This window comes from Kitasatospora sp. NPDC036993 (assembly GCF_055607525.1).
This window is the reverse complement of record NZ_JBVJRP010000006.1, coordinates 355019-380107: the sequence shown is the minus strand read 5'-3', so window position 1 is coordinate 380107 and position 25089 is coordinate 355019. Positions and strand designations below refer to the sequence as shown.

The 25089-nt window shown below is 73.5% G+C and carries 18 protein-coding genes, 1 tRNA gene and 1 pseudogene; 6 read left to right on the top strand and 14 right to left on the bottom strand.

Annotation, left to right across the window (positions count from 1 at the left end):
• Nucleotides 1-38: 38 nt before the first annotated feature.
• Both argS and ACZ7C5_RS15610 read right to left on the bottom strand, forming a co-directional pair.
• Nucleotides 39-1700, bottom strand: a complete 1662-nt coding sequence (gene argS / locus ACZ7C5_RS15615; RefSeq protein WP_401083530.1) for an arginine--tRNA ligase — start codon at nt 1698-1700, stop codon at nt 39-41.
• 84 nt (nt 1701-1784) lie between these two features.
• Entirely contained in the window at nt 1785-2234 is a 450-nt protein-coding gene (locus ACZ7C5_RS15610; RefSeq protein ID WP_401083752.1) for a response regulator, read from the bottom strand.
• Nucleotides 2235-2428: 194 nt separating this feature from the next.
• On the opposite strand from ACZ7C5_RS15610, the gene ACZ7C5_RS15605 reads away from it, so the two are divergent.
• Nucleotides 2429-2500: transfer RNA gene (locus tag ACZ7C5_RS15605), tRNA-Arg, on the top strand.
• A 102-nt stretch (nt 2501-2602) separates the two neighbouring features.
• Here the strand turns inward: ACZ7C5_RS15605 and ACZ7C5_RS15600 are convergent.
• From ACZ7C5_RS15600 to ACZ7C5_RS15590, 3 genes are all read right to left on the bottom strand, one after another.
• Nucleotides 2603-3592, bottom strand: coding sequence for a trypsin-like serine peptidase (locus ACZ7C5_RS15600; protein WP_470322743.1), 990 nt, complete (start codon nt 3590-3592; stop codon nt 2603-2605).
• Nucleotides 3593-3881: 289 nt separating this feature from the next.
• Complete coding sequence (locus ACZ7C5_RS15595; protein ID WP_401083526.1) at nt 3882-5495, bottom strand: MFS transporter; 1614 nt, start codon at nt 5493-5495, stop codon at nt 3882-3884.
• Nucleotides 5496-5667: 172 nt separating this feature from the next.
• Complete coding sequence (locus tag ACZ7C5_RS15590) at nt 5668-7389, bottom strand: DUF885 domain-containing protein (RefSeq protein ID WP_401083524.1); 1722 nt, start codon at nt 7387-7389, stop codon at nt 5668-5670.
• A 117-nt stretch (nt 7390-7506) separates the two neighbouring features.
• Here ACZ7C5_RS15590 and ACZ7C5_RS15585 point away from each other — a divergent pair, with 117 nt between their 5' ends.
• Nucleotides 7507-8262: a TetR/AcrR family transcriptional regulator gene (locus ACZ7C5_RS15585; RefSeq protein WP_401083522.1), complete on the top strand. Its 756-nt coding sequence runs from the start codon at nt 7507-7509 to the stop codon at nt 8260-8262.
• A gap of 208 nt (nt 8263-8470) precedes the next feature.
• Here the strand turns inward: ACZ7C5_RS15585 and ACZ7C5_RS15580 are convergent, their stop codons facing one another.
• The 7 genes from ACZ7C5_RS15580 to ACZ7C5_RS15550 are packed head-to-tail and all read right to left on the bottom strand — an operon-like array spanning nt 8471 to nt 15360.
• Nucleotides 8471-9739: a serine/threonine-protein kinase gene (locus ACZ7C5_RS15580; protein WP_470322742.1), complete on the bottom strand. Its 1269-nt coding sequence runs from the start codon at nt 9737-9739 to the stop codon at nt 8471-8473.
• Nucleotides 9740-9798: 59 nt separating this feature from the next.
• Nucleotides 9799-10785 carry an ABC transporter substrate-binding protein gene (locus ACZ7C5_RS15575; RefSeq protein ID WP_470322741.1) on the bottom strand — a complete coding sequence of 329 codons (987 nt, stop codon included), beginning with the start codon at nt 10783-10785 and terminating at the stop codon, nt 9799-9801.
• 55 nt (nt 10786-10840) lie between these two features.
• Nucleotides 10841-11593 (bottom strand): amino acid ABC transporter ATP-binding protein, encoded by a 753-nt coding sequence (locus tag ACZ7C5_RS15570; protein ID WP_188296175.1) that lies wholly within the window; start codon nt 11591-11593, stop codon nt 10841-10843.
• Between the two features lie 53 nt (nt 11594-11646).
• Complete coding sequence (locus ACZ7C5_RS15565) at nt 11647-12645, bottom strand: amino acid ABC transporter permease (protein ID WP_401083516.1); 999 nt, start codon at nt 12643-12645, stop codon at nt 11647-11649.
• 42 nt (nt 12646-12687) lie between these two features.
• The gene (locus ACZ7C5_RS15560; RefSeq protein WP_401083514.1) at nt 12688-13635 is read right to left on the bottom strand and encodes an ABC transporter substrate-binding protein; all 948 of its coding nucleotides are present in this window, start codon (nt 13633-13635) and stop codon (nt 12688-12690) included.
• Nucleotides 13636-13648: 13 nt separating this feature from the next.
• Nucleotides 13649-14203, bottom strand: a complete 555-nt coding sequence (locus ACZ7C5_RS15555; protein ID WP_401083512.1) for a GNAT family N-acetyltransferase — start codon at nt 14201-14203, stop codon at nt 13649-13651.
• Complete coding sequence (locus ACZ7C5_RS15550) at nt 14200-15360, bottom strand: LLM class flavin-dependent oxidoreductase (RefSeq protein WP_401083510.1); 1161 nt, start codon at nt 15358-15360, stop codon at nt 14200-14202. Before ACZ7C5_RS15550 ends, ACZ7C5_RS15555 begins: the two co-directional genes overlap by 4 nt.
• 660 nt (nt 15361-16020) lie before the next feature.
• Between ACZ7C5_RS15550 and ACZ7C5_RS15545 the strand changes: the two genes are divergently transcribed.
• Entirely contained in the window at nt 16021-16974 is a 954-nt protein-coding gene (locus tag ACZ7C5_RS15545; protein ID WP_401083508.1) for an amino acid ABC transporter permease, read from the top strand.
• On the top strand, nt 16971-18896 hold the full coding sequence (locus tag ACZ7C5_RS15540; RefSeq protein ID WP_470322740.1) for an FAD/NAD(P)-binding protein: 1926 nt from the start codon (nt 16971-16973) through the stop codon (nt 18894-18896). Before ACZ7C5_RS15545 ends, ACZ7C5_RS15540 begins: the two co-directional genes overlap by 4 nt.
• A 92-nt stretch (nt 18897-18988) precedes the next feature.
• Here ACZ7C5_RS15540 and ACZ7C5_RS15535 read toward each other — a convergent pair.
• Nucleotides 18989-19603: pseudogene (locus ACZ7C5_RS15535) on the bottom strand (serine/threonine-protein kinase); the annotation flags it as partial.
• On the opposite strand from ACZ7C5_RS15535, the gene ACZ7C5_RS15530 reads away from it, so the two are divergent.
• The gene (locus ACZ7C5_RS15530) at nt 19602-21881 is read left to right on the top strand and encodes an FdhF/YdeP family oxidoreductase (RefSeq protein ID WP_401083502.1); all 2280 of its coding nucleotides are present in this window, start codon (nt 19602-19604) and stop codon (nt 21879-21881) included. The pseudogene ACZ7C5_RS15535 and the gene ACZ7C5_RS15530 overlap by 2 nt on opposite strands.
• A 69-nt stretch (nt 21882-21950) precedes the next feature.
• Here ACZ7C5_RS15530 and ACZ7C5_RS15525 read toward each other — a convergent pair whose 3' ends face one another.
• Complete coding sequence (locus ACZ7C5_RS15525) at nt 21951-23531, bottom strand: C40 family peptidase (RefSeq protein ID WP_470322739.1); 1581 nt, start codon at nt 23529-23531, stop codon at nt 21951-21953.
• Between the two features lie 337 nt (nt 23532-23868).
• Here ACZ7C5_RS15525 and ACZ7C5_RS15520 point away from each other — a divergent pair, with 337 nt between their 5' ends.
• Nucleotides 23869-25071, top strand: coding sequence for an inorganic phosphate transporter (locus ACZ7C5_RS15520; protein WP_470322738.1), 1203 nt, complete (start codon nt 23869-23871; stop codon nt 25069-25071).
• Nucleotides 25072-25089 lie beyond the last annotated feature (18 nt).

The following is a 25089-nucleotide window of genomic DNA, read 5'->3' as shown; positions in this document are numbered from 1 at the left end:
CCGTCAGCCGCCCCCCGCAGTGCACGTGGGGGTGGTGCCTACATCCGCTCGGGCGCCGTCACGCCCAGGAGCGTGAGCCCGTTGGCGAGCACGGTGCGCGTCGCCTCGACCAGCCAGAGGCGGGCCCGGTGCGTGTCGGTGAGTTCCTCGTCGCCCTTGGGCAGGAACATGCAGTTCTCGTACAGGCGGTGGTACTTGCCCGCGAGCTTCTCCAGGTACACGGCGACCCGGTGCGGCTCGCGCAGCTCGCCGGCCGCGGCCAGCACCCGCGGGAACTCCGCGAGGTGGCCGAGCACGTCGGACTCCCACTCGGTGGCGAGCAGTTCGGGCCTGAACTGCTCGGCCGGGCCCTTGTCCACGCCCAGCTCGACGGCCTTGCGCGCCACCCCGCACATCCGGGTGTGCGCGTACTGGACGTAGAAGACCGGGTTCTCGTTGGTCTGGCTGGTCAGCAGGTTGATGTCCAGCGTGATCGTCGAGTCCGTGGAGGAGCGCGCCAGGGTGTAGCGGGCGGCGTCGACGCCGATCCACTCGACCACGTCGTCGATCGTGATGATGTTGCCGGCCCGCTTGGACATGCGGACCTCTTCGCCGTCGCGAAGCATCTTCACGAACTGGCCGATCTTCACCTCGATGTTGTGGTTCATGTCGTCGCCCGCGCAGGCCGCGATGGCCTTGAGGCGGTTGACGTAGCCGTGGTGGTCGGCGCCCAGCATGTAGAGCGCGACCTCGGCGCCGCGGTCCCGCTTGGACAGGTAGTACGCGGCGTCGGCGGCGAAGTAGGTCTTGTCGCCGTCGGCCTTGATCAGGACGCGGTCCTTGTCGTCACCGAAGTCGGTGGTGCGCAGGAAGACCGCGCCGTCCCGCTCGAAGACGTGGCCCTGCTCGCGCAGCCGGTCGATGGCCTTCTCGACCGCGCCGGAGTCGTGCAGCGTCCGCTCCGAGAACCACACGTCGAAGTGGGTGCCGAACTCGTCCATCGAGCGCTTGATCTCGGCCACCATGAGCTTCAGGCCCTCGGCGCGGAAGACGTCGAGCTGCTCGGCCTCGGGCAGGTCGAGCACGCCGGGGACCGCCTCGGTGAGCGCCTTGGCGATGTCGACGATGTACTCGCCGACGTACCCGCCCTCGGGCACCTCGCGGCCGTTCGCGGCGGCCTGGAGGGAGGCGGCGAACTTGGTGATCTGCACGCCGGCGTCGTTGAGGTAGTACTCGGTGGTGACGTCGGCGCCGGAGGCCCGCAGCACGCGCGCCAGCGAGTCGCCGACGGCGGCCCAGCGGACGCCGCCGATGTGGATCGGGCCGGTCGGGTTGGCGGAGACGAACTCCAGGTTGATCTTCAGGCCCTTGAGGGCCTCGTTGCGGCCGTACGCCTCGCCCGCCTCGACGACGGCGCGCGCCAGCGCACCGGCGGTGGCGGTGTCCAGGGTGATGTTCAGGAAGCCGGGACCGGCGATGTCGACCTTGGTGACGCCGGTGATCCCTCGCAGACGCTCGGCCAGCACCTCGGCAACGGCTCGCGGCGGCTTGCCGGCCGCCTTGGCGAGCTGGAGGGCCACGTTGGTCGCGTAGTCGCCGTGGTCCCTGTTCTTGGGCCGCTCGACCGTCACGTGCTCGGGCACGGCGACGGCCAGCTCGCCCGCCTCGACGGCGGAGCTCACTGCGGCCTGGATTGCCTGGGAAAGGTCTGCGGGGGTCACGACGCCAAGCGTAGGCGAGACGGGGTGCCCGCCCGCCACCCGGTTTACCGGTCGAGACGCCCGGGCGCCGTCGTTGCGGGGGTCTCAGCCGTGATCGGTACGCCGTGTTCGCTCAGGGCGAACTCCGTCGGGCGGCCCCCCGGCCTCTTCGGCGGACGGTCCGACGGGCCCGCCCGCCGCGAGGCGCCGGACCAGGGCCACCAGGTCGGCCGGGTCGAAGGGCTTGCCGAGGTAGCCGTCCACCCCGACCGTCTCCCCCAGGTCGAGGTCCGCCGGGGTGCAGGCGCTCACGATCGCGATCGGCAGCCGGCTGGTGTCCGGGGTCGCCCGCAGCCGGGCCGCCGTCCGCAGGCCGTCCAGCCGCGGCATCATCACGTCCAGCGTCACCACGTCGGGCTGCACCCGGCGGATGACCTCCAGGCACTCGGCACCGTCGGCGGCGGTCACCACCTCGAAGCCCTCGAGCTCCAGGTTGACCCTGATCAGCTGGCGGATCACCTCGCTGTCGTCCACCACGAGGACCCGCCCGGACACTCCCGACACCTCACCGAGGGTATCGGCGGCCCCGCCGCCCCGTCCGGCCTTTGGACACTTCCGCTCCCCGCTCCCCAGCCCGGCCGGCGGCCGGGGCCCGGCCCGGACGATCTTCCCGGAACCCGTGCACGGACCATGGCCGAAGCCTGATACTGTTCTCACGTCGGAAGCGCGAGCGGCCGACAGGCCAGTAGGCCCCCGTAGCTCAGGGGATAGAGCACCGCCCTCCGGAGGCGGGTGCGTAGGTTCGAATCCTACCGGGGGCACTTCGCGGGAAGTGCAACAGAGGCCCAGATCAGTGGAGTTGATCCACGGATCTGGGCCTTCGTCATGTCCGGGGCCCGGCGGGGCGGGATCCCGCCCCGGGCTCAGGAGGCGGCCGCCTCGGCCTGGGCGTACAGGTCCGCGATGGTGTGGTCGAAGTAGGCGCTGTACGAGATGTCCTCGGTGTCGCCGCCCTGCTGGTAGCCGCCGATCGCGCCGATCACGTCGCCGGTCGCGGTGTTGATCCACGGACCGCCGCTGGTGCCGGCCGGGTAGGCCGGGCACTGGACGACCCGCTGGTAGGCGCTCTGCTGCCCGGTGGTGTTGGTGCACAGGACGGGCGTCTCGGAGTTGCCCGGGTAGCCGTAGAGCCGGACGGTCGCGTCGAACGGCTCGTCGGCGCCCAGCCGGTTGCCGCCGACCACGTCCTCGACCTCGCGGCCGTTGCTGGGGGCCGTCTCCAGGATCGCGAAGTCCTCGTCCACCTCGCCCTTCTGGGACCAGCCGGCGGTGGTGTGGATCGCGGTCACCCGCCAGGTGCCGTACGGGGCGGAGCCGTCGCGGTAGCCGGGGGCGAAGGTGACGCCGTCGGTGCTGCTGAGGCAGTGCGCGGCGGTCAGCAGCAGGTTGCCGGTGGCGCTGTGCAGCACGCTGGCGGTGCAGAAGTGGTCGCCGGCCGCCACCGCGCCGCTGAACAGGGCGCCGACCGTCCCGGTCTCGCGGTCGTCGGCCGGGGCCGGTCCCGTGGTGCCGAGGGCGGCGCCGTGGGTGGCGGGCGTCGCCGTCGCCGGGTCGGCCGGACCGGCGGTCGGGCTCGGGCTCGGGCTCGGGCTCGGGGGCGCGGTCGCGGTGGGGGTGGGGGTGGGGGCCGCGGCGGGGGTGGCGGCGGCGGGTGCCGCCGGTCCGGTGGCCGGGGCGGGCGCGGCGACGGTGCGGGTGCTGCGGGCGGCCTTCCCCGCGGTCGTCGTGTCGGACAGGTCCAGTCCGTTCGTCCCGGTCAGGACGGCGGCGACCGCGACGGCGGACAGCGCGGTGAACAGGGACGGTGCCAGCAGTCCGCGGCGGCGGGACCTCTGGCGGCGGTGCTTGCCCATGCCTGTTTCTCCTGCCGGGGCGATCGGGGGGCGGCGTTCGGCCACGACTATGCCGCCTCAGCCTGGAAAGGGTGTGACCGGCGCCTTGGAGCTCGATGAGAAACCGGCATCCGGCCGCCCCCGGCGTCACCGGTCGGCGGGCACCGCTTCCCGGTGGCGGTACGGGCGAAAGCCCCGGCCACGGTACCGGCCGTCGTCGGGCGGCACGGCGGCGCCTCCCTGGTCCCCGGCCGGTGGCCAGGAGTCGGGCAGGCGCCGGAGGTTGACCGCGAGGCCTCGCCTCACGTCCTCAGTCGCCCGGTGGCCGCTCCGGCCCCGCGTCGGCCCGGACCTCGGCGACGGCCTCGACGTTCGCCCTGACGTCGGCCCGGGCGACGGCCCGCGGGCTCGGCCGCCCGTCCACCGCCCGCGCCCCGGACGCCGCTTCCGTCCCGACCGGGACGGCGGTGGCCGTGGCGGGCGCCGGCCGGTGGTCGATCATCAGCACCGCGACCAGCGCGGCCACCAGCAGGACGCCCATCGCCACCCAGGTCGCGACGACGTAGCCGTGCACCGCACCCTGGGCCCGCACCGCGGGATCGGAGGCGATCCGGGTGGCCAGGAAGCTCGCCGTGGCGCTCGCCGCGACCGTGTTCAGCAGCGCGGTGCCGACCGAACCGCCCACCTGCTGGGCCGAGTTGATGGTGGCCGAGGCCGCGCCGGCCTCGTTCGGGGCGACCCCGAGGGTGGCCAGGCTCATCGCCGGCATGAACACCAGGCCCATGCCGAAGCCGATCAGCAGCTCGGCGGGCAGCACCATGCCAGCCCACGGGCTGTCCACCCGCATCTGGGTCAGCCAGGCCATGCCGCCCGCGGCGAGCAGCAGCCCGGGGCCGATCAGGTTCCTGGACGGCACCCTGGTCATCATCCGGGCCGCGAGGCCCGTCGAACTCAGCACGATGGCGGCCGTCATCGGCAGGAAGGACAGCCCGGACACGATCGGCGAGAAGTGCTTGATGGCCTGGAGGTAGTAGGTCAGGAACAGGAACAGGCCGAACATGCCGACCATCGCCAGGCCCACCGACAGGGCGCCGCCGCCGCGGTTGCGGTCGGCGACGATGTGCATCGGCAGCAGCGGGTGCGCGGTGCGGCGTTCGACCAGGACGAACAGCCCGAGCAGTGCCACGCCCACGACCAGCGGGCCGACCACCAGGCCGTCGCCCCAGCCCCGGGTCACGGCCTCGGAGGTGCCGTAGACGATCGCCAGCAGGCCGCCGCAGCCGAGCAGCGCCCCGGGCAGGTCCAGCCGCATCCGGCGGCCCTTCTCGACGTGGTCGCGCCGCAGCACGGTGAACGCCGCGAAGGCGGTGACGGCGGCGATCGGCACGTTGACGAACAGGCACCAGCGCCAGTCCAGGTACTCGGTCAGCAGACCGCCGGCGATGAAGCCGATCGCGGAGCCGCCGCCGGCGATGGCACCGAAGATGCCGAAGGCCGTACTGCGTTCCCTGGGATCGGAGAAGGTGGTGGAGAGCAGCCCCAGCGCGGAGGGGGCGAGCAGGGCGCCGAACGCGCCCTGGAGGGCACGGGCGCCGAAGAGCATGGCCGGGCCGACCGCCGCGCCGCCGAGGGCGGAGGCGAGGGCGAAGCCCAGCAGGCCGACGGTGAAGACGCGCTTGCGGCCGAAGAGGTCGCCCACGCGCCCGCCGAGCAGCAGCAGGCCGCCGAAGGCGAGCGTGTAGGCGGTGATCACCCACTGCCGGTCGGCGTCCGAGATGCCCAGGTCCCGCTGGGCGGACGGCAGTGCGATGTTCACGATGGTGATGTCGAGCACGATCATGAGCTGGGCGGTGGCGATGACCGCCAGCGCCCACCAGCGGCGACGGTCCGTGGTCCCATGACCGGTTGCGGGTTGCGCAGACACGGTTCGAGCCTTCCGGAGTGGTGACGGAGAGGTCACGCAGTCGCCTTCCAGCCAAACCCCGCTCCGGACGAATGGCAAGGAAAAACCTCACCAAATCGGACTTGCGGGACAAAAGAACCAGGCCCCCGGGACTCGGGACCGAGTCCCGGGGGCCTGGTTCCGCGGCCTCGGGTCAGAGCGCCGAGAGCTCCGCGACCAGGTCGTCCAGCCCCAGCGAGCCCTGCGAGAGCGCCGCCATGTGCCAGGCCTTGAGGTCGAACTCCTCGCCGCGCGCCTCGTGCGCCGCCTTCGCCGCCGCCCGGCCGCGCAGCCAGGCGCGCTCGCCGAGCTTGTAGCCGATCGCCTGGCCCGGCAGGCCCAGGTAGCGGACCAGCTCGCTGTCCAGGAAGTCGGCGGACAGGCCGCAGTACAGGCCGAAGAACTCCCGGGCGTACTCGGGGCTGACCGGCTCGCCCGGCCGGTACGGGGAGTCCGCCGGGAAGTCCAGGCCGACGTGCATGCCGATGTCGACGATGACCCGCAGCGCCCGCATCATCTGGGCGTTGAGGTAGCCGAGCCGGTGGCCCGGGTCGGTGAGGTAGCCGAGCTCGTCCATCAGGCGCTCGGCGTACAGCGCCCAGCCCTCCAGGTTGGCGCTCACCCCGCCGAGGCTCACCTGGTAGGTGGAGAGCCGGTCGGCGACGTAGTTCCACTGCGCGAGCTGGAGGTGGTGGCCGGGCACGCCCTCGTGGTACCAGGTGGAGACCAGGTCCCAGACCGGGAAGCGGTCCCGGCCGAGCAGCGGCAGCCAGGTCCGCCCGGGGCGGCTGAAGTCCAGCGAGGGCGCGGTGTAGTACGGTGCGGCGGCGCTGCCCGCCGGGGCGATCCTCGACTCGACCCGGGTGACCGGCTCGGCCAGGTCGAAGTGGGTGCCCTGGAGGTCCCGGACGGCCTGGTCCATCAGGCCCTGGAGGTACTCCCTGGCCGCCTCGGCGCCCTCGATGGCCGGGCCGTCGGACTCCAGCCACCGCATCGCCGCCAGCGGTCCCGCGCCCGGCAGGACCTTCTCGGCCTCGGCCTCCATCTGCGCCAGCAGGTCGTGGAACTCGCTCCAGGCCCAGGCGTAGGCCTCGTCCAGGTCCAGGTCGGCACCGGTCCAGTAGCGCACCCAGCGGGCGTAGCGCTCCCGGCCCGCGGTGTCCGGGGCGCCGGCCACGGCCGGGCCGTACACGTCGCGCAGCCAGTCGCGCAGTTCGGCCAGCGCCGCGTCGGCGGCCGCCGCGTGCTTCGACAGCTCGGCGCGCAGGCCCTCCGGAGCGCCCTGCGCGAACTGCCCGAACCAGGCACCGGGCGCGCCCTCGGCGGACGCGTCCTCGCCCAGCCACTCGGCGAACTGCCCGAGCACCGTGGCCACCTGGCGCGGGCCGGACAGCAGCCCGCGCTCGACGCCCCCGGCCAGCGTCTGCCGGTACTGCTCGAACGCCACCGGGACCCTCGCCAGCCGGCGGCCGACCACCTGCCACTCGGCCTCGGTGTCGGTGCCCATCAGGGTGAAGGACTCCCGCAGGTCGTGCACCGGGGAGCCGAGGTTGCGCAGCGAGCGGAAGTGCTCCCCCGCCGCGTGGACGGCGAGTTCGGCGCTCAGCCGCTCGCGCAGCAGCCGGGCGCAGCGGCGCTCCGCCTCGTCCTCGGCGACGCCGGCCCGCTCGGCCTCGTCGAGCTTCGCCAGGGTGCGGCGGGCCAGGTCGGCCAGTGCTTCCGAGCCGGCCGGGGAAAGGTCGGGAAGTCGGTCGTCATCGAGGTTGAGGCCGAGGTACACCGCGGTCAGCGGGTCGAGTTCGGCCAGTTCGCGGACGTGGTCGTCGGCAATGCGGCGAGGGGTGGCGCCGTCGGCGGTGATCAGTTCTTCACGCATTCGGACATCATTTCGCGGTCCGGCGGCTTTGCAACCCCTTTGCCACCGGCCCCGCCTGCGAAAATCCGTTCGGCGCGACAGGATCCGATCCGTCCGACGCCCATTACGCTGGCCGCCATGGACGCCCGCCCCGCCCCGGCAGCCGGTCAGCCGCCCGCCCCGGCCGTAATCGAGCCGCGCCCGCGCCGCAGCGGCTACCGGCGGCTGCCGGTCCAGCAACGGCGCGAGCAGCTGATCGCGGTCGCCCTGGAGCTGTTCGCCGCCAGGCCGCCCGAGGAGGTGAGCCTCGACGACGTCGCCGAGGCCGCCGAGGCCTCCCGCCCGCTGGTCTACCGCTACTTCGCGGGCGGCAAGCAGCAGTTGTACGAGGCCGCGCTGCGCTCCGCGGCGGACGAGTTGACCAGCCGCTTCGCGGTGCCGGTGACCGGGACGCCGTCCGAGCAGCTGTCGGCGGTGCTGGACGGCTACTTCGCGTTCGTGGCCGAGCACGACGCGGGCTACTCGGCGCTGCTGCGCGGCGGTTCGGTGGTGGAGACCGCCCGCACCTCGGCGATCGTGGACGACGTCCGGCGGGCGGCGCTGCGGCGGACGCTGCGCCACCTGGGCGTGCGGGAGGCCGGGCCGCGGCTGACGCTGCTGGTGCGCTCGTGGATCGCGGTGGTCGAGGGCGCGTCGCTGAGCTGGCTGGACGAGGGACGCACGCTGCCGGTGGCGGAGCTGCGCGACTGGCTGGTGGACCAGTTCACCGCGATGGCGGCGGCGACGGCGCTGCACGATCCGCAGACGGCCCGGGTGCTCACGGGGCTGCTCGCGCTGGAGGGGCCGCAGGCCGATCGGGCCGAGCGACTGCGCGCGGTGCTCGGGCAGGAGTGAGGGCGGGCGCGAGGGCGGGCGTGGCGACGGGTGCGAGCGCCGGGGTGCGGGCGTGCGGGCCTGAGGCTTCCGACGACCCCCGTGCCAGGGGCCGGGGCGGCGGGCCAGGCCGTCCCGGTCGGCGGAATCCGCCCGGTGCCCGCTCCGGCCGCGGCTCGGCGGCCCGCACGCCCGGGGCGGACCGCCGGAGCGCCGGGGCGGACCGGCCTCAGCCCTGCGCGCCGCCGCCGAGCAGCACCCCCAGGACCGGGGCGAGGGCCCGCGCCCGGCCCGGACCGAGCCGGGCGACCTCCCGCTGCCAGTGCGCGAGGTCGCGCCGCACGTCCGCCCTGGCCTCCGGGGTGGCGCCCGGCACCCGGGCCAGCTCGTCCAGCAGGGCGACGGCGGCGCCCGGGCTGCCGTCCCCGGCCAGCCAGAGGGCCAGGTCGTGGCAGGTGCGCAGGGTGCGCGGGTCGTCCGGGCCGCAGATCCGGGCGAAGTCGGGGACGAGCCCGGTGAGGATCTGCACCGCCTCCGCCGCCTCGCCGGCCTCGCCGTACCGCCACGCCTGGTCGGCCCGCCGCCGCAGCTGCTCCGGGCTGGGGTCGCCCGGGAGCCACATCCCCTCCTCGATGCCGCGCAGCCGCTCCAGCACCTCGCCGGCGGAGGCCGGCCGCTGCTCGGGCCGCTTGGCGAGCAGCCCGGCGATCAGCTCGGCGAGCGCCGGGTCCTTGCTGCGCACCCGGGGCGGGACCTCCTCCAGGTGCTTGTACATGTACTCGGCGGCCGAGGAGGCGTGGAACGGGCGCGCGCCGGTGGAGACCTGGTGGAGCATGATGCCGAGCGCGTAGAGGTCGGTCCTGCCGTCCACCGCGCCGCCGGACCAGCACTCGGGCGCCAGGTACGGGACGGTGCCGACCACGTTGCCGGTGGAGGTGAGCCGGACGGTCTGGGTGACCAGCCGGGCGATGCCGAAGTCCAGGACCCTGGCCCGCTCGCCGTCCTCCTCGATCATCACGTTCTCGGGCTTGATGTCCCGGTGGACGACCCCCGAGCGGTGCGCGGCGTCCAGCGCCTTGCACACGTGCCGCATCCAGCGCAGCGCCTTCCGGTGGTCCGGCAGGCCGTCCTTGAGCACCTCGGACAGCGCCCGGCCGGGAACCAGCTCCATCACCAGGTACGGGATCCTCACCTGGCCGGTCTCGATCCACCCGTAGTCGTACACGGTGACGATGTGCGGGTCGCTGAGGCCGCCGGCCGTCTGGGCCTCGCGGACGAACCGGCCGACCGCCTCCCGGTCGGTGGCGTGCTCGGCGAGCAGCACCTTGATCGCCACCTGCCGGTGCATGACCGGGTCGGTCGCCCGCCAGACCACGCCGAAGCCGCCCCTGCCCAGTTCCTGCTCCAGCCGGAAGCGACCGCCGAGCACCTCGCCCTTCTCCATGCCCTTCCCCCAACTCGACCGCACCCGCTCGGCGTTCGCCGGCGGAGGGGTCACCCTAGTCCCGGCTGGAGGCGAACGGGTGAACGAGCCGGGGCCGGCCCGGCCCGATGCCGTCACGGCTTGGGCTTGGGCAGCCCCTGCGGGTTGATCTCGGAGCTCTGCACGGCCTCGTTCTCCAGGCCCCAGCGCTTGAGCACCTGCCCGTACGTGCCGTTCCTGATCAGCTCGTCGAGCGCCCCGTTCAGCGCCTTGACCAGCCCGTTGTCCTTCTTCGTGGTCGCCGCGATCTTGCCGAGGACGTCCGCGCCGCCGCCCGAGTAGGTGCCGACGACCTCGGTCTCGCCGGTCTGCACGGCGTGGAAGGCCAGGCTCGGGTTGGGGCCGGTGAAGACCTCGATCCGGCCGGAGGAGAGCGCCAGGTAGTACTCGGTGCTCTGGTGGTACTTGATGTCGATCGGCTTGAGGCCGTTCCGCACGTTCTCCTCGCTCCAGGAGATCAGCAGCTTCTCCTGGTTGGTGCCGGTGGAGACGCCGACCACCTTGCCCGCGAGGTCCTTGGGGCCGGTGACCTTGAGGCCGCTGCCCTTCTTCGCCTCGAAGCCGAGGACGTCCAGCCGGTAGGTGGCGAAGTCGTACTTCTCCTTGCGGGCCTCGGTGACGGTGATGTTGGACAGGCCGACGTCGTACTTGCCGCTGTCCAGGCCGACGAAGATGTTCTCCCAGGAGACCGGGTTGAACTCGACCTTGAGGCCGAGCACGTTGCCGACCAGCGAGGCGATGTCCGGTTCGACGCCGATGATGGTCCTGTCGTCGTTGGCGTAGAAGTCCAGCGGCGGGGTGGTGCCGATGGAGTCGACCACGGTCAGCGTCCCCTTCCGTCTGATCTCCTCCGGGACGAGCGCCGCGATCGCGTCCACTTTCGGCGTGGTGACCCGGTTCTGGTTCGGCGAGAGGTTCACCGCCGTACCGTCCGGTGCGGTGGTGCCCTTGGCCGCGGCGAGCTCCGTCCCCCCGGTCGAGCCGCTGCCGCAGCCGGCCAGGACGAGGGCGGCGGCGAGGGCGCCGGCGGCGGCCACGAGGGCGCGACGGGGTAGGGACATGGCGTGACTCCTGTTCGGTGAAGGGGACTTGACGGGATTGCGGGGGCTGCGCGGGTCAGAGGACCTTGGCCAGGAAGGCCCGGGTGCGCTCGTGCCGCGGCCGGTCCAGGACCTCGGCGGGCGGGCCCTGTTCGACCACCACGCCGCCGTCCATGAACACCACGCTGTCGGCGACCTCCCGGGCGAAGCCGATCTCGTGGGTGACCACGATCATCGTGGTGCCGCTGCGGGCCAGGTCCTTGATGACGTCCAGCACCTCGCCGACCAGCTCGGGGTCGAGCGCCGAGGTGGGCTCGTCGAACAGCAGCACCTTCGGCTCCAGCGCCAGCGCCCGGGCGATCGCCACCCGCTGCTGCTGCCCGCCGGACAGCTGCCGGGGGTAGGCGGCGGCCTTGTCGGCCAGTCCGACCCGCTCCAGCAGCGCCAGCGCCGTCGCCCTGGCCTCGGCCCTGGGGCGGCGCAGCGCGGCGACCGGCGCCTCGACCAGGTTCTCCAGCACGGTGAGGTGCGGGAACAGGTTGAAGTTCTGGAACACGAAGCCGATGCCGGTGCGCTGGCGCAGCACCTCGCGCTCCTTGAGCTCGTACAGCCGGTCGCCGGAGCGCCGGTAGCCGATCAGCTCGCCGTCGATGGCGACGTGGCCGCGGTCCAGCTTCTCCAGGTGGTTGATGGCGCGCAGCAGGGTGGACTTGCCGGAGCCGGACGGGCCGAGCACCACGGTCACCGATCCGGCCGGGACGTCCAGGTCGACGCCGCGCAGCACCTCCAGCCGGCCGAAGCTCTTGTGCAGGCCGCGGACCTGCACCATCGGTGTGGCCTGCGCCGGGTCGGCCGGGGTCGGTTCCGGCTTGGTCAGGGTGGTCACGGCTGTCCTCCGGAGGTACGGGCGGCGGCGGGACGGGTGCGGTCGGGCAGGCTCCGGGCGAACGCCAGGACGCGCTGCCACGGGGTGGGCGGCGGGGTGCGCCGGGCGCCGCGGGCGAAGTGGCGCTCCACGTAGTACTGGCCGATCGAGAGCGCGGTGGTCAGCAGCACGTACCAGACGGTGGCGACCATCAGCAGCGGCACCACCCGGCCGGTCCGGCCGTAGACGACCTGGGCCTGGTAGAAGAGTTCGCCGATGGCCATCACGTAGACCACCGAGGTGCCCTTGAGCAGCGAGATCACCTCGTTGGCGGCGGCCGGCAGGATGCCGCGCATGGCCTGCGGCAGCACGATCCGCCAGCCCTGCCGCCAGGGCGGGATGCCGAGCGCGGCGGCGGCCTCCCGCTGGCCGGCGTCCACCGCGATGACACCGCCGCGGATGATCTCGGCGGCGAACGCGGCCTGGTGCAGCCCGAGGCCGAGCACCGCCGCGCCGACCGCGCTGAGCACTCCGACGGTCTCGAACTCGCCGAAGGTCGGGCCGAACGGGATGCCGAACCCGAACCGCTTGTACAGGTAGGAGAGGTTGAACCAGAACACCAGCTGGACGATCAGCGGGATCGAGCGGAACACCCACACGTAGGCCCAGGCGATGGACCGCAGGATCACGCTGCGGGACAGCCGCATCGCGGCCACCACGGTGCCCAGCAGGAAGCCCAGCAGGGTGCCGTAGGCGGTGAGTTCGAGGGTGCGCCCGATCGCCCGCAGGATGGTGTCGGCGGTGAAGTAGAGCCGGAAGGTGGCCCAGTCCCAGCCCGGGTTGGTGGCCAGGCCGTGGGCGAACTGGGCGAGGACGACCAGCGCGGCGATCCCGGCGGCCCAGCGCCAGGGGTGCCGGGCGGGGACGGTCCGCAGGCCGTCCAGTTCGTCGAGGTCGGACGCGGCCGGGGCCGGCCGGCGGACCGGGGCCGCCGGGGTCTCGGTGGTGACGGTCATCGGGGGTCTCCTCGGGCGGGCCGGCGCTCGGTGTGCCGGCGCTCAGGTGTGCTCGGGCGGGCTGATCTGCGACTCCTTGATCGCCGATTCGGCGACCCCGTACTTGCGCAGGATCCGCTCGTACGTCCCGTCCTTGATCAGCTGGTTGACCGCCGCCTGGAGCGCCGGGGCCAGCTTCGAGCCCTTCTTCAGGGCGAAGCCGACGTCGAGGCGGTGGAACTCGCCCAGGAAGCGGGTCCCCGAGGCCTCCTGCGCGGCCTGGTGGCGCAGGCCGTTGATAGTGGACATCTCGATGTCCACCCGGCCCTGCTGGAGGCTGGTCAGCACGGCGCCGCTCTCGCTGAACGCCTTGACCTCGTACGGCTTCTTCCCGGCGTCGGCGCAGATGTTCTTCCGGCTGTTCAGGGTGGTCTCGAAGGTGGTGCCGGCACCGGTGCCGACGGTCAGCCCGCACAGCTGGAGCAGGTCGGTGACCGGCTGGATCGCGGTGTTGTCCCGCTTCACGGCGAAGCCCTGGCCGTCGTCGATGTAGGTGACGAAGTCGACGGTCTTCAGCCGGGCCGTGGTGACCCCGAAGTTGCCGGTGCCGATGTCGAACTTCCCGCTGTCCAGGGCGGGCAGGATGGTCTCGAAGGCGGCCGCATCCCGCTGCACGGTCAGACCGAGCAGCTTGGCGACCGCGTCGCCGAAGTCCACGTCGATCCCGGCGGGCTTCTTGCTCGCCTGGTCGGCGTAGAACGCGCTGGGCGGCGCGCCGAAGGACGAGCCGAACTTCAGCGTGCCGGCCTTGCGGACCTCCTCGGGCAGCAGCGCGGCGGCGGCCTCCGACTTCGCCAGCCCGGCGACGACGTCCTCGGTGGCGGTGGCGGCGGGACCGCCCGCCCCCGCCGCGCCCGCGATCTTCGGGTCCGAGCCGCAGGCGGCCAGGGCCAGGACCGGCAGCAGGGCGGTGGCCGCGAGCAGGCGGCGGCGGACGGTGGTGGTTCTCACGGGGCGGGGCCTTTCAGGAGGTCGGGGCCGAAGCGGTCAACTGCGGCTCGGAGAAGGGTGGTTGCCGCTCCGGCAGCCACCCCTGCGGCAGCCGCTTCTCGAAGGCGAGCGGGCCGATGGTCAGGGGATCGGCCGAGACGTCGAACAGCGGGGTGTAGCCGGCCGCCAGGTAGAGGTTCCTGGCCTCGGGCTGCCGCGGCCCGGTGGTGAGGTAGATCCGGGTGTAGCCGGCCGCGGCCGCCGTCCGCTCCAGTTCGGCCAGCACCCTGCGGGCCAGGCCCCGGCGGCGGTGCGCGGAGTGCGTCCACATCCGCTTCACCTCGGCGGTGTGCTCGTCGTAGCGCTTGTACGCGCCGCCGGCCACCGGTTCGCCGTCCTCCAGCAGGAGCAGCAGCACCCCGTGCGGCTCGGCGAAGGCCTCGCCCGGGTAGCGGGTCATCTCCTGGTGCGCCTCGGGGCCGTACCGGGTGACGTACTCGTGGGTGAGCTCGCGCAGCAGCGGCTCGACCAGCGGATCGTCGATGGCGACCCGGCGGAACCCGGCCGCGGGGCCGGCCGCTGCGCTCACGCCTGCACCGCGATCAGCTGGTGGCGGTCGCGCTCGGCCTGCTCGGCCCTGGCGGCCTCGGCGGCCCTGGCTGCCTCGGCGGCCTTGGCGGCGTCCCGCTTGGCGACCTCCTCGCGGACGATCGGGATGACGTACCGGCCGAAGTCGATCGCGTCGTCCAGCAGGTGGTAGCCGCGCGCGGAGAGGATGTCCACGCCGAGGTCGTGGTAGTCGAGCAGCGCCTCGGCGACCGTCTCCGGGGTGCCGACCAGCGCGTTGGAGTTGCCCGCCCCGCCGGTGGCCGCGGCGGTCGGGGTCCACAGCGCGCGGTCGTAGCGCTCGCCGGCCTCGGCGATCTCGATCAGCCGCCTGGACCCGGCGTTCTCCGGGGTCGTTCCCGGCCGGTCGGCGCCCCGGCGGGCCCGGATCGCGGCCACCGTCCGGTGCGCCTTCTCCCAGGCCAGCTCCTCGGTCGGCGCGATGATCGGCCGGAACGCCACCTGGATCCGCGGCGTCTCGCTGCGCCCGGCGGCCCGGGCCGCCTCCCTCACCCGCTCGATCTGCTCGGCGGTGCGGGCCAGCGGCTCGCCCCAGAGGCAGTAGATGTCCGCCTCGGCGCCGCCGGCCGCGTAGGCCGCGTCCGAGGAGCCGCCGAAGGAGACCGCGGGGCGCGGCTGCTGGACGGGGAAGACGTCCGAGACGAAGTCCTCGAAGCGGTAGTGCGGGCCCTCGTGGTCGAAGGGCTCGTGGCTGGTCCAGGCCTTCTTCACGATGCCGATGTACTCGCGGGTGCGCTCGTAGCGCTGGTCCTTGGTCAGGAAGTCGCCCTCGCGCCGCTGCTCGTGGTCGTTGCCGCCGGTGATGAAGTGCACGGTCAGCCGGCCGTCGCTGATCCGGTCGAGCGTCGCGAAGGTCTTGGCGGCGAAGGTCGGGTAGGAGACGTTCGGCCGGTGCGCCAGCAGGATCTGCAGCCGGTCGAGGTGCGAGGCGAGGAAGGCCGCCCCGGCCGCCGGCTCCGGGGCGCCGGCGGCGTACGCGAAGAGCACCCGGTCCCAGCCGTGGTCCTCGTGCGCCCGGGCCAGCCGCAGGGTGTAGTCGCGGTCGAAGGCGGCGGTGGTGCGGGCGGTGGTCTCCGAACCGTCGCCGGTGGCGGCGATGCCGAGGAATTCGACGGGCATGGCGGAACCTTTCGGGTGGGCGGAAGTCCGGCGGGCTGCGGGTGGGCAGGACCGGAACCGGCCGCGGCGGGGCGGCCGTCGAGCACGTGACGGTGACGGTGACGGAAGGGTGGCCGAGCGGGGAGGGAAGTCGCGGAATGCCGGAGTGCGGTGCGGACTTCGCGGCGGCGGAGCGTGCCTGACGTACCGTCAGATGGGGATGACGGATTCCGGCCCGCGACGGGGCGATCCGAGGGAGGATCCCCCGAGGCGGTCAGCGCCGGGCGGGATCAGGAGGCCGGACGGGCGGCTCGCTGCCGGGTCAGCCGCGACACGCCGCGGACCACACCCGACCGAAGTCGATGTGGTCGCGGGTGACCAGGGGCTGCTCGGCGTACATGGGCTCAAGTTGAACAGCCGCCCGAGCCGTCCGTCAACCGTCCATCATTGCCGCACTGTTGCGATCTCCTGTCACTTTTCCGACGGCCGTCGAACGACCGCTTCCGGCCCCGCGACCACCCTTGACAGCCGTCGATCGCGCATGCGTACGATCACGGAGGAGTGCAGTGCAACCGGGCCGGCCGCGTTGAGGGACGCGGGCCGGCCGCCCAGGCCGTCCGTACGTGACCACCGCCGTACCCGCCCGCCGCCCACACTCCCGCCACGCCAGGAGCCCGATCCATGGCCACCCCGCAGGACGTCCTGCCCGCCCCCTCCGCACACGACCACCCCGCCGCGCCGCCCGCCGCCGAGGCCCGGATCGTCGCCCGCCGCAAGCCCGGCCAGTGGGCCGCCGCCGCCGTCGCCCTGCTGCTCGCCGCGATGGCGGTCAACTCGGTGATCCGCAACCGGGCCTTCCAGTGGAGCGTGGTGGCCGACTGGTTCACCGCCCGCTCCGTGCTCGACGGGCTCACCCTGACCCTCTGGCTGACCGCCGTCACCCTCGCCCTCGGCTTCGTGCTCGGCACCCTCCTCGCCACCATGCGGCTGTCCACCAATCCGGTGCTGCGCACGCTGAGCTGGGGCTACATCTGGGTGTTCCGCTCCACCCCGCCGCTGGTCCAGCTGCTGTTCTTCTTCAACATCGGCGCGCTCTACCCGACCCTCGGCCTGGGCATCCCGTTCGGCCCCGAGTTCGTCACCGTCAAGACCGTCAACCTGATGGGCCCCACCCTGACCGCCGTCATCGGGCTCACCCTGCTGGAGACCGCGTACGCCGCCGAGGTGATCCGCGGCGGCATCCTCTCCGTGGACCGCGGCCAGCTGGAGGCGGCCGCGGCGCTCGGGATCGGCCGGTGGCGGGTGCTGCGCCGGATCGTGGTGCCGCAGGCGATGCGGGCGATCGTGCCGACCGCGGGGAACATGCTGATCGGCGCGCTCAAGGGCACCAGCATCGTCAGCGTGCTGGCCGTCTCCGACCTGCTCTACTCGGTACAGCTGGTCTACCTCCAGTCGTACCAGGTCATCCCGATGCTGATGGTCGCCACCATCTGGTACCTGGTGGTCACCACCCTGCTGTCCATCGGCCAGTACTACGTGGAGCGGCACTTCGCCAAGGGCGCCACCCGCGAGGGACTGCCGCCCACCCCGCTCCAGCGGGCCCGCGCGGCCCTCACCAAGGTGGTGCGGGCATGACGGACCTGGTCATCGTCGGCGCCGGCCCGCGCGCCACCGGACTGCTGGAGCGGATCGCCGCCAACGCCGCCGAACTCCTGCCCGCCGACCGGCCGTTGGCGATCCACCTGGTCGACCCGCACCCGCCGGGCGCGGGCCGGATCTGGCGCCACGACCAGTCCCCGCTGCTGCGGATGAACTCGATGGCCGAGGACGTCACGATGTTCACCGACGAGCGCTCCACCCTCGAAGGGCCGGTCCGCCCCGGCCCCTCGCTCGCCGAATGGGCCGTCCGGCAACAGGAGTTCGCGCCCTACCTGGAGGTCGCCGACCCGGCCGTCCGGGCCGAGCTGCGCACCCTCGCGCCCACCGACTTCCCCACCCGCCGGGCCCAGAGCGCCTACCTGGACTGGGTGTTCCGCCGCGCCGTCGCCGACCTGCCGGCGCACATCGAGGTCACCGTCCACCGCGACACCGTCCGGCGGATCGACGGCCCGGCCGACGGCCCGCAGACCGTCCACCTCACCGACCGGACCCTCACCGCCGACCACGTCGTGCTCGCCCTCGGCCACCTCGACTCCACTCCGCACCCGCGCTTCGCCGCCGACGCCGAGTTCGCCGCCCGGCACGGCCGCTTCCACCTGCCGCCCGCCTACTCCGCCGACGTCGCCGCCGAGCTGGCGGGCCTCGCCCCCGGCGAGCAGGTGGTGCTGCGCGGCCTCGGCCTCGCCTCGGTGGACCTGGTCGCCCTGCTCACCGAGGGCCGTGGCGGGCGCTTCGAACCCACCGGGGACGGGGCCGCGCTGCGCTACCTGCCCTCCGGCCGCGAACCGGTGCTGCACCTCGGCTCCCGGCGCGGCGTCCCGTACCACTCCAAGACCGGCTACCCCCTCCAGGGGCCGCGCGCCCCGCTCCCCCGGTACTTCGACACGGCCGCCGTGGACGCCGTGCTCGCCACCGGCGGACCGCTCGAACTGCGCCGCGACTTCTGGCCGTTGATGGCCAAGGAGGTCGGCTTCGGCTACTACCACGAGCTGTTCCACGCCCACCCCGAGCGGACCGCCCTGCCCTGGCCCGAGTTCCTGGCCGGGTACGACCGGCACGGCTGGTACTCCCCCGAACTCGCCGCCCTGGTCGCCGAGGCCGTCCCCGACCCGGCCGACCGGATCGACTTCGAACGGCTCGACCGCCCGCTGGCCGGGCTCGAACTCGGCTCCGACGAGGAACTCCAGGCGTACCTGCGGGAGTACGTCACCGCCGACGCCGACCGCCGCGCCGACCCCGCGCACAGCGCCGACCTCGGCGCCTTCCTCGCCCTGCTCTCGCTGTTCGGCCAGCTCCCCCGGCTGACGGCCGGCGGCCGGCTCACCGCCCGCTCGGTCGCCGAGGAGGTGGACGCGTGGTTCTTCGGCTACTTCAGCTACCTCGCCTCGGGCCCGCCCGGCTTCCGGCTGCGCCAGCTGCTCGCCCTCTCCGAGGCCGGGGTGGTGCGCTTCCTCGGCGCCGACGTCCGGATCGAACGGGACGAGGCGAGCGGCACCTGGCGGGCCTCCGGCAGCACCGTGCCCGGCCACCACGTCACCGCGACCGCCCTGGTCGAGGCGTACCTGCCCAAGCACGCGCTGGGCCGCACCCTCGACCCGGTGCTGCGCGAGCTGCACCGCACCGGACGGATCGTCGAGGAGGTGGTCACCGACCCGGACTACACCCACCGCTCCGGCCTGGTCACCATCGCCCCCGCCGACAGCCGGCTGCTCGACCCCGCCCTCGGCGGCGCCCCGCACCCGCGCCGCACCGCCCTCGGCCCGCACACCAGCCTGCGCGCGGCGGCCGCCTTCGCCCGCCCGCGCACCGACTCCCCGGGATTCCGGCAGAACGACGCGGCCGCCCGCGCGCTGCTCCGGGCGCTGGCCGCGCTCCCGGCGCCGGTCCTGGCGGCGTGAGCGGCCGCGAGGGCGGGTGCGGGGCGGGCCACCGGGCTGCCGACGATCGTCCCGGTGGTGGTCAGCCCGCCCGCGCCGGTGTCCAGCTGGGCGATGCCGAAGTCCAGCACCTTGAGGTGCCCGGCATCGGTGATCATCACGTTGTCCGGCTTGATGTCCCGGTGCACCATGCCCGCGTCGTGCGCGGCCGCCAGGGCGCTGCTGGTCTCCCGGCCCCAGCGCAGGCCGAGCGCGGGCTCGGGCGCCCCCGCCCGCAGCACCTCGGTCAGGGTGCGGCCAGTGAGCAGCTCCATCACCAGGTAGGTGACCTGCCGGTCGCCCACCTCGCACTGGCCGAGGTCGTGCACCGTGACGATGTGCGGGTGCGAGAGGTTGCCGGCCGCGCCCGCCTCCCGGACGAACCGCAGCGCCGCCTTCACCCGGTCACCGTCGTGGTGCCCGATGACCTTGCCCGCGACCGGCCGCCCCATCCGGGTGTCCCTGGCCCGCCACACCACCCCGAAACCGCCCTGGCCGAGCTTCTCCTCCAGCTCGTACCGGCCGTCGAGGACGTCACCGACTCGCACGTGCCCCTCCTCCCCCTCCCCGTCCTGACGCCCAGACTCTACCGACGGCCCTCCCCTCCGCACGGAGCCGGTGGAAGGATGGACCCGAGCCCCGCGCCGGTGCGGCGGCTCGGACCAGCAGAGCCCGAGGAGCGCAGTCATGGCCAAGCAGGCCCCGCAGAGCGACCCGGCGCAGGACTCCCCCGAGGTGTCGGCGCCCCAGCACGCGGCCGCCGGGCTGCCCGCCGTCGGCCACAGCCTGCGGATGGCCGCCGAGCAGATGGGCGCCCGCCGCACCCTGGCCACCCTGCGCAAGGTCAACCAGCCGGACGGCTTCGACTGCCCCGGCTGCGCCTGGCCCGAGCCGGACCGGACGCACACCGCCGAGTTCTGCGAGAACGGCGCCAAGGCCGTCGCCGAGGAGGCCACCGAGCGCCGGATACGCGCCGAGTTCTTCGCCGCCCACCCGGTCGCGGACCTCGCCGGACGCTCCGGCTACTGGCTCGGCCAGCAGGGCAGGCTCACCCGGCCGATGCTGCTCGACGAGGGCGCCACCCACTACACGCCGGTCTCCTGGGACGACGCCTTCGCGCTGATCGCCGAGGAGCTGAAGGCCCTGGACACCCCGGACGGCGCCGCCTTCTACACCTCGGGCCGGACCAGCAACGAGGCCGCCTTCGCGTACCAGCTGTTCGCCCGCCGGCTCGGCACCAACAACCTGCCGGACTGCTCCAACATGTGCCACGAGTCCTCCGGTTCGGCGCTCACCGAGACGCTCGGCATCGGCAAGGGCAGCGTCGGCCTCAAGGACCTCTACCAGGCCGACCTGATCATCGTGGCCGGCCAGAACCCCGGCACCAACCACCCGCGGATGCTCTCCGCGCTGGAGCGCGCCAAACGGGCCGGCGCCACCGTCGTCAGCGTCAACCCGCTGCCGGAGGCCGGCCTGGAGCGGTTCAAGAACCCCCAGCACGCCCGCGGCCTGGTCGGCCACGGCACCAAGCTGACCGACCTCTTCCTCCAGATCCGCCTCGGCGGCGACCTCGCGCTGTTCCGCGCGCTCAACCGGATCGTCCTGGAGCGGGACGGCGTGGACCGCGCGTTCGTCGCCGAACACTGCCACGGCTTCGAGGAGTTCGAGGCCCAGGCGCTGACGACCGACCGGGCGGAGGTGCTCGCCGCGACCGGCCTCCCCTGGGAGCGGATCGAGGAGCTCGGCCGGCTGGTGCTGAGGTCCGAGAAGATCATCGTCTGCTGGGCGATGGGCCTCACCCAGCACAAGCACGCCGTCCCGACCATCCGCGAGGTGGTCAACTTCCTGCTGCTGCGCGGCAACGTGGGCCGCCCCGGCGCCGGGGTCTGCCCGGTGCGCGGGCACAGCAACGTCCAGGGCGACCGGACGATGGGCATCTTCGAGCGGCCGGCCCCCGCCTTCCTGGACGCGCTGGGCGGGGAGTTCGGCTTCGAGCCGCCGCGCGAGCACGGACTCGACTCGGTGGACACCATCCGCGCGATGCGCGACGGCCGGATCGGGGTGTTCTTCGCGATGGGCGGCAACTTCGTCGCGGCCACCCCGGACACCGAGGTCACCGAGGCCGCGATGCGCCGCTGCCGGCTGACCGTCCACGTCTCCACCAAGCTCAACCGTTCGCACGTGGTCACCGGCGCCCGCGCGCTGATCCTGCCCACCCTGGGCCGCACCGACCGGGACGTCACCGGGCGCGGCGCCCAGTTCGTCAGCGTCGAGGACTCGATGGGCCAGGTGCACGCCTCGCGCGGCGGCCTGCGTCCGCCCGCGCCCGGTCTGCTCTCCGAGACCGCGATCGTCTGCCGCCTCGCCCGCGCCGTGCTCGGCCCGCGGGACACCGTGCCGTGGGAGGACTTCGCCACCGACTACGACACCCTGCGGGACCGGATCGCCCGCGTCGTGCCGGGCTTCGAGGACTACAACGAGAAGGTCCGCCGCCCCGGCGGCTTCACCCTGCCGCACGGCCCCCGGGACTCCCGCACCTTCCCGACCGCGACCGGCAGGGCCAACTTCTCGGTCAACCCGCTGACCGCCCCCGAGGTCCCGCCGGGCCGGCTGCTGCTCCAGACCCTGCGCTCGCACGACCAGTACAACACCACGATCTACGGCCTCGACGACCGCTACCGCGGCATCAAGGGCGGCCGCCGGGTGGTCCTGGTCAACCCCGCCGACGCCGACGAGCTCGGGCTCACCGACGGCGGGTACGTCGACCTGGTCGGCGAGTGGAGCGACGGCGTGGAGCGCCGCGCCCCGCACTTCCGCGTCGTCCACTACCCCGTCGCCCGCGGCGGCGCGGCGGCCTACTACCCCGAGACCAACGTCCTGGTGCCGCTCGACTCCACCGCCGACATCAGCAACACCCCCACCTCCAAGGCCGTCGTCATCCGCTTCGCCCCCGACAGCGGCGCCTGACCCGGCGGCCGGAACGGCGCGGAGGCCGCCCCGCGTCCGGTGACGTGGGGCGGCCTCCGCGCGACCGCGTCAGTGGGTCGGCGTGCCCAGCGGCAGCGTCGCCGTGGCGCTGCCCTGCGCCGTGGCGCTCGCCGAGCCGGTGCCGGTCGGGCTCCCCGTCCCGGTGCCGGTCGGGGTGCCGGTCGGCGTCCCGGTCCCGGTCGGGGTGGGCGTCCCCGGGGTGTCGGTCGGGGTCGGGGCCGGAGTGTTCGGCGTCCCGGTCGGGGTCGGCGTGGGCGTCCCGGTCTCCGACGGCGTGCCGGGGTTCGACGGCGTCCCCGGGTCGGTCGGCGTACCCGTGCCGCCCGGCGTGCTCGGCGTACCGGTCCCGCCCGGCGTCTCCGGCACCACCGGCGGCGTCACCGCGCCGCCCGCGGCCGGCGGGGTCGGCACCTGGCCGGCCGGGCTCGGCGCTATCGGCGTGACGGAGTCCCAGCCCGACGGGAGGTCGGGCACCTTCCACGCGCCGCCGGCGTCGTCCGCCGCGCCGGACGGGTCGGGCCGGACGGCTCCGAGGATCGGCATCGAGCCGATCGGCGAGATCTTGATGAACGCCCCGGGCCGCGGCGCCTGCACGACCAGCCCGCCGCCGATGTACATCCCGACGTGCGAGGCGTCCTGGAAGTAGATCACCAGGTCGCCGGGCCGCAGCTGGTCGAGCGCCACGTGCGGCAGCTGTGCCCACTGCTCCTGGCTGGTGCGCGGAATCGGCCTGCCCGCGTGCAGCCAGGCCTGCGAGGTGAGGCCCGAGCAGTCGTAGGAGCCCGGCCCGGTGCCGCCCCACAGGTACGGCTTGCCCAGCTGCGCCAGCGCGAAGGCTATGGCCGCGCGCCCCTGCAAGGAGGGCGTGCGCTCCCCCTTGCCGAGCGCCCCCGAAGCGAGGAACGCGAGCTGCGCCTCGTCCGCCCTGGCCTTCTCCAGCTGCTCCAGCTCGGTCCGCTGGGCGCCGGTCAGCGAGGCGACCGCCTGCTCGACCGCGGCGAGGTCGGCGGCCGCCTTGGCCTTGGCCGAGTCCTGCTGGGCGACCAGCGTCCGGGAGGTGTTCAGCGCCTCCTCGGTCTGCTTCCGCAGCACGTCCAGCGCGTCCCGGTCGCTCTTCAGCTTGTCCAGGAACTCCGACTGCGAGCGGCTGGCCGAGGCCAGCAGCTCGGCGATGACGACCGCCTCGTACGGGTCCTTGGAGAGCAGCAGCTCGGCGTACGCGGACGTGGCCCCGTTGCGGTACTGCGCGGCGGCGAGCTGCGAGGCGATGTCGGTGCCGGCGTCGACCTGCTTCTGCTGGCGGTCGGACCGGCCCTGGAGGTCGGTGAGCGAGGTCTGCTGCTCCGCCACCTTGGCGACGGCGCCGTTGTACTGCTCGGTGGCGGCCTCGGCGCTCTGGTAGAGGGCGTGCAGCTGGTCGAGCATCGGGCCGAGGGTGGCCTTGGCGGCGGCGAGCGGGTCCGCGCCGGCGGCGGTCTGGCCGGTCCCCGGGTCGGGCGCGGCCCAGGCTGCCCGGGCGCCCACGGGCAGCGCGAGCGCGGCGGCCGCGAGGACGGCTCCGCAGCGCAGTGCCGCCCGGACCCAGGGCCGTACGCGTGCCGTCTCCGCTCTCTGCCCCGCCCCGCCCATGGCCTGGTCCTCCCCGCCGCACACTGCCCCTGTCCCGGCTTCCCGGATCCCGCAGATCCTCCCACGGGTCACTCGCCGGAAACAGGGCGCGCGCGGACCGGGAGGTTAATTCTCGATGGACCTGTGAGACAGCTCTCAGCAAATCCGGTCGAACCGGCATGTTCTTCGCTAATGTCCAGTTCAGCGCGCCCTGGGTCACTCCGATGAAAGGCACTGGTCACCGCGAGTCAACCATCGGAACCATGATTCCCGATCCAGTTCACCTTCCGTTTACCAAGCAGACCTACGGTCGCGACGTCATCAACGTCCGTGCGACAACTAAGACGATTGTTTGGGTATGGAACACATCTCGTTCCTGGTGGCCGTTGTGATCATCACGGCGCTCGCCTTCGACTTCACAAACGGGTTCCACGACACCGCCAACGCGGCCGCCACCGCGATCGCGACCGGGGCCCTTCGTCCGAAGGTCGCGGTCACCATCGCGGCCCTGCTCAACTTCGCGGGCGCGTTCCTGTCCGTGAAGGTCGCCACCACCATCTCCGGCGGCATCGTCAACGAGAAGGCCGGAGTCCATCCCGAGATCATCTTCGCCGCCCTGGCCGGCGCGATCCTCTGGAACCTGCTGACCTGGCTGCGCGGCCTGCCGTCCAGTTCCTCGCACGCCCTGTACGGCGGCCTGATCGGCGCCACCGTCGTCGGCGTCGGCATGAACGGCGTCAACTTCGACACCGTGATCACCAAGATCCTCATCCCCGCGGTCGCCTCGCCGTTCGTCGCCGGACTGGCCTCCTGGGGTGCCACCAAGCTGGCCTACGCGATCACCCGCAAGGGCGACACCGCGACCACCGAGAAGGGCTTCAAGACCGGCCAGATCTTCTCCTCCTCGCTGATCTCGCTCGCGCACGGCACCAACGACGCCCAGAAGACGATGGGCATCATCACCCTCACCCTGGTCTCGGTCGGCGCCCTGCCGCACGGCGCGCTGCCCCCCGTCTGGGTGATCGTCTCGGCCGGCGCCGCGATCGCGCTCGGCACCTACATGGGCGGCTGGCGGATCATCCGCTCGATGGGCAAGGGCCTGGCGGACATCCGCCCCCCGCAGGGCTTCGCCTCCGAGTCGGCCGCCGCGACCGTCATCCTGACCTCCTCGCACATGGGCTTCGGCCTCTCCACCACCCAGGTCTGCTCCGGCGGCATCATGGGCGCCGGCCTCGGCGGCCCGAAGGGCGAGCTGCGCTGGAGCCTGGTCCGCCGCATGGTCTACACCTGGGGCCTGACCCTGCCGGCCGCCGCCGTGGTGTCCGGCGGCGCGGCCCTGCTGGCCGAGCAGGGCAACTGGGGCATCGCCCTGGTCGGCGCCGTGCTGGTGGCCGGCTCGGCCGCGATGTGGCTGATCTCCCGCCGCCAGCCGGTCAGCGCGGACAACGTCAACGACGTCACCCCGGTCGACGTCACCCCGGTCGAGGTCGCACCGGTCGAGGTCGCACCGACCGGTACGGCGAACGCCCCCACCCCCGCCTCGACCACGGTCGCGGCCTGAGCGCCGCAGGCTGAGGAG

What these genes read in the sequence shown, in the direction of transcription:
- ACZ7C5_RS15570 (WP_188296175.1), bottom strand. Translation starts at nt 11,593, where the DNA reads ATGGTGCAGGTCCGCGGCCTGCACAAGAGCTTCGGCCGGCTGGAGGTG.
- ACZ7C5_RS15575 (WP_470322741.1), bottom strand. Translation starts at nt 10,785, where the DNA reads ATGTCCCTACCCCGTCGCGCCCTCGTGGCCGCCGCCGGCGCCCTCGCC.
- ACZ7C5_RS15530 (WP_401083502.1), top strand. Translation starts at nt 19,602, where the DNA reads ATGGCCAAGCAGGCCCCGCAGAGCGACCCGGCGCAGGACTCCCCCGAG.
- ACZ7C5_RS15565 (WP_401083516.1), bottom strand. Translation starts at nt 12,645, where the DNA reads ATGACCGTCACCACCGAGACCCCGGCGGCCCCGGTCCGCCGGCCGGCC.
- ACZ7C5_RS15540 (WP_470322740.1), top strand. Translation starts at nt 16,971, where the DNA reads ATGACGGACCTGGTCATCGTCGGCGCCGGCCCGCGCGCCACCGGACTG.
- ACZ7C5_RS15585 (WP_401083522.1), top strand. Translation starts at nt 7,507, where the DNA reads ATGGACGCCCGCCCCGCCCCGGCAGCCGGTCAGCCGCCCGCCCCGGCC.
- ACZ7C5_RS15600 (WP_470322743.1), bottom strand. Translation starts at nt 3,592, where the DNA reads ATGGGCAAGCACCGCCGCCAGAGGTCCCGCCGCCGCGGACTGCTGGCA.
- ACZ7C5_RS15550 (WP_401083510.1), bottom strand. Translation starts at nt 15,360, where the DNA reads ATGCCCGTCGAATTCCTCGGCATCGCCGCCACCGGCGACGGTTCGGAG.
- ACZ7C5_RS15590 (WP_401083524.1), bottom strand. Translation starts at nt 7,389, where the DNA reads ATGCGTGAAGAACTGATCACCGCCGACGGCGCCACCCCTCGCCGCATT.
- ACZ7C5_RS15545 (WP_401083508.1), top strand. Translation starts at nt 16,021, where the DNA reads ATGGCCACCCCGCAGGACGTCCTGCCCGCCCCCTCCGCACACGACCAC.
- ACZ7C5_RS15520 (WP_470322738.1), top strand. Translation starts at nt 23,869, where the DNA reads ATGGAACACATCTCGTTCCTGGTGGCCGTTGTGATCATCACGGCGCTC.
- ACZ7C5_RS15525 (WP_470322739.1), bottom strand. Translation starts at nt 23,531, where the DNA reads ATGGGCGGGGCGGGGCAGAGAGCGGAGACGGCACGCGTACGGCCCTGG.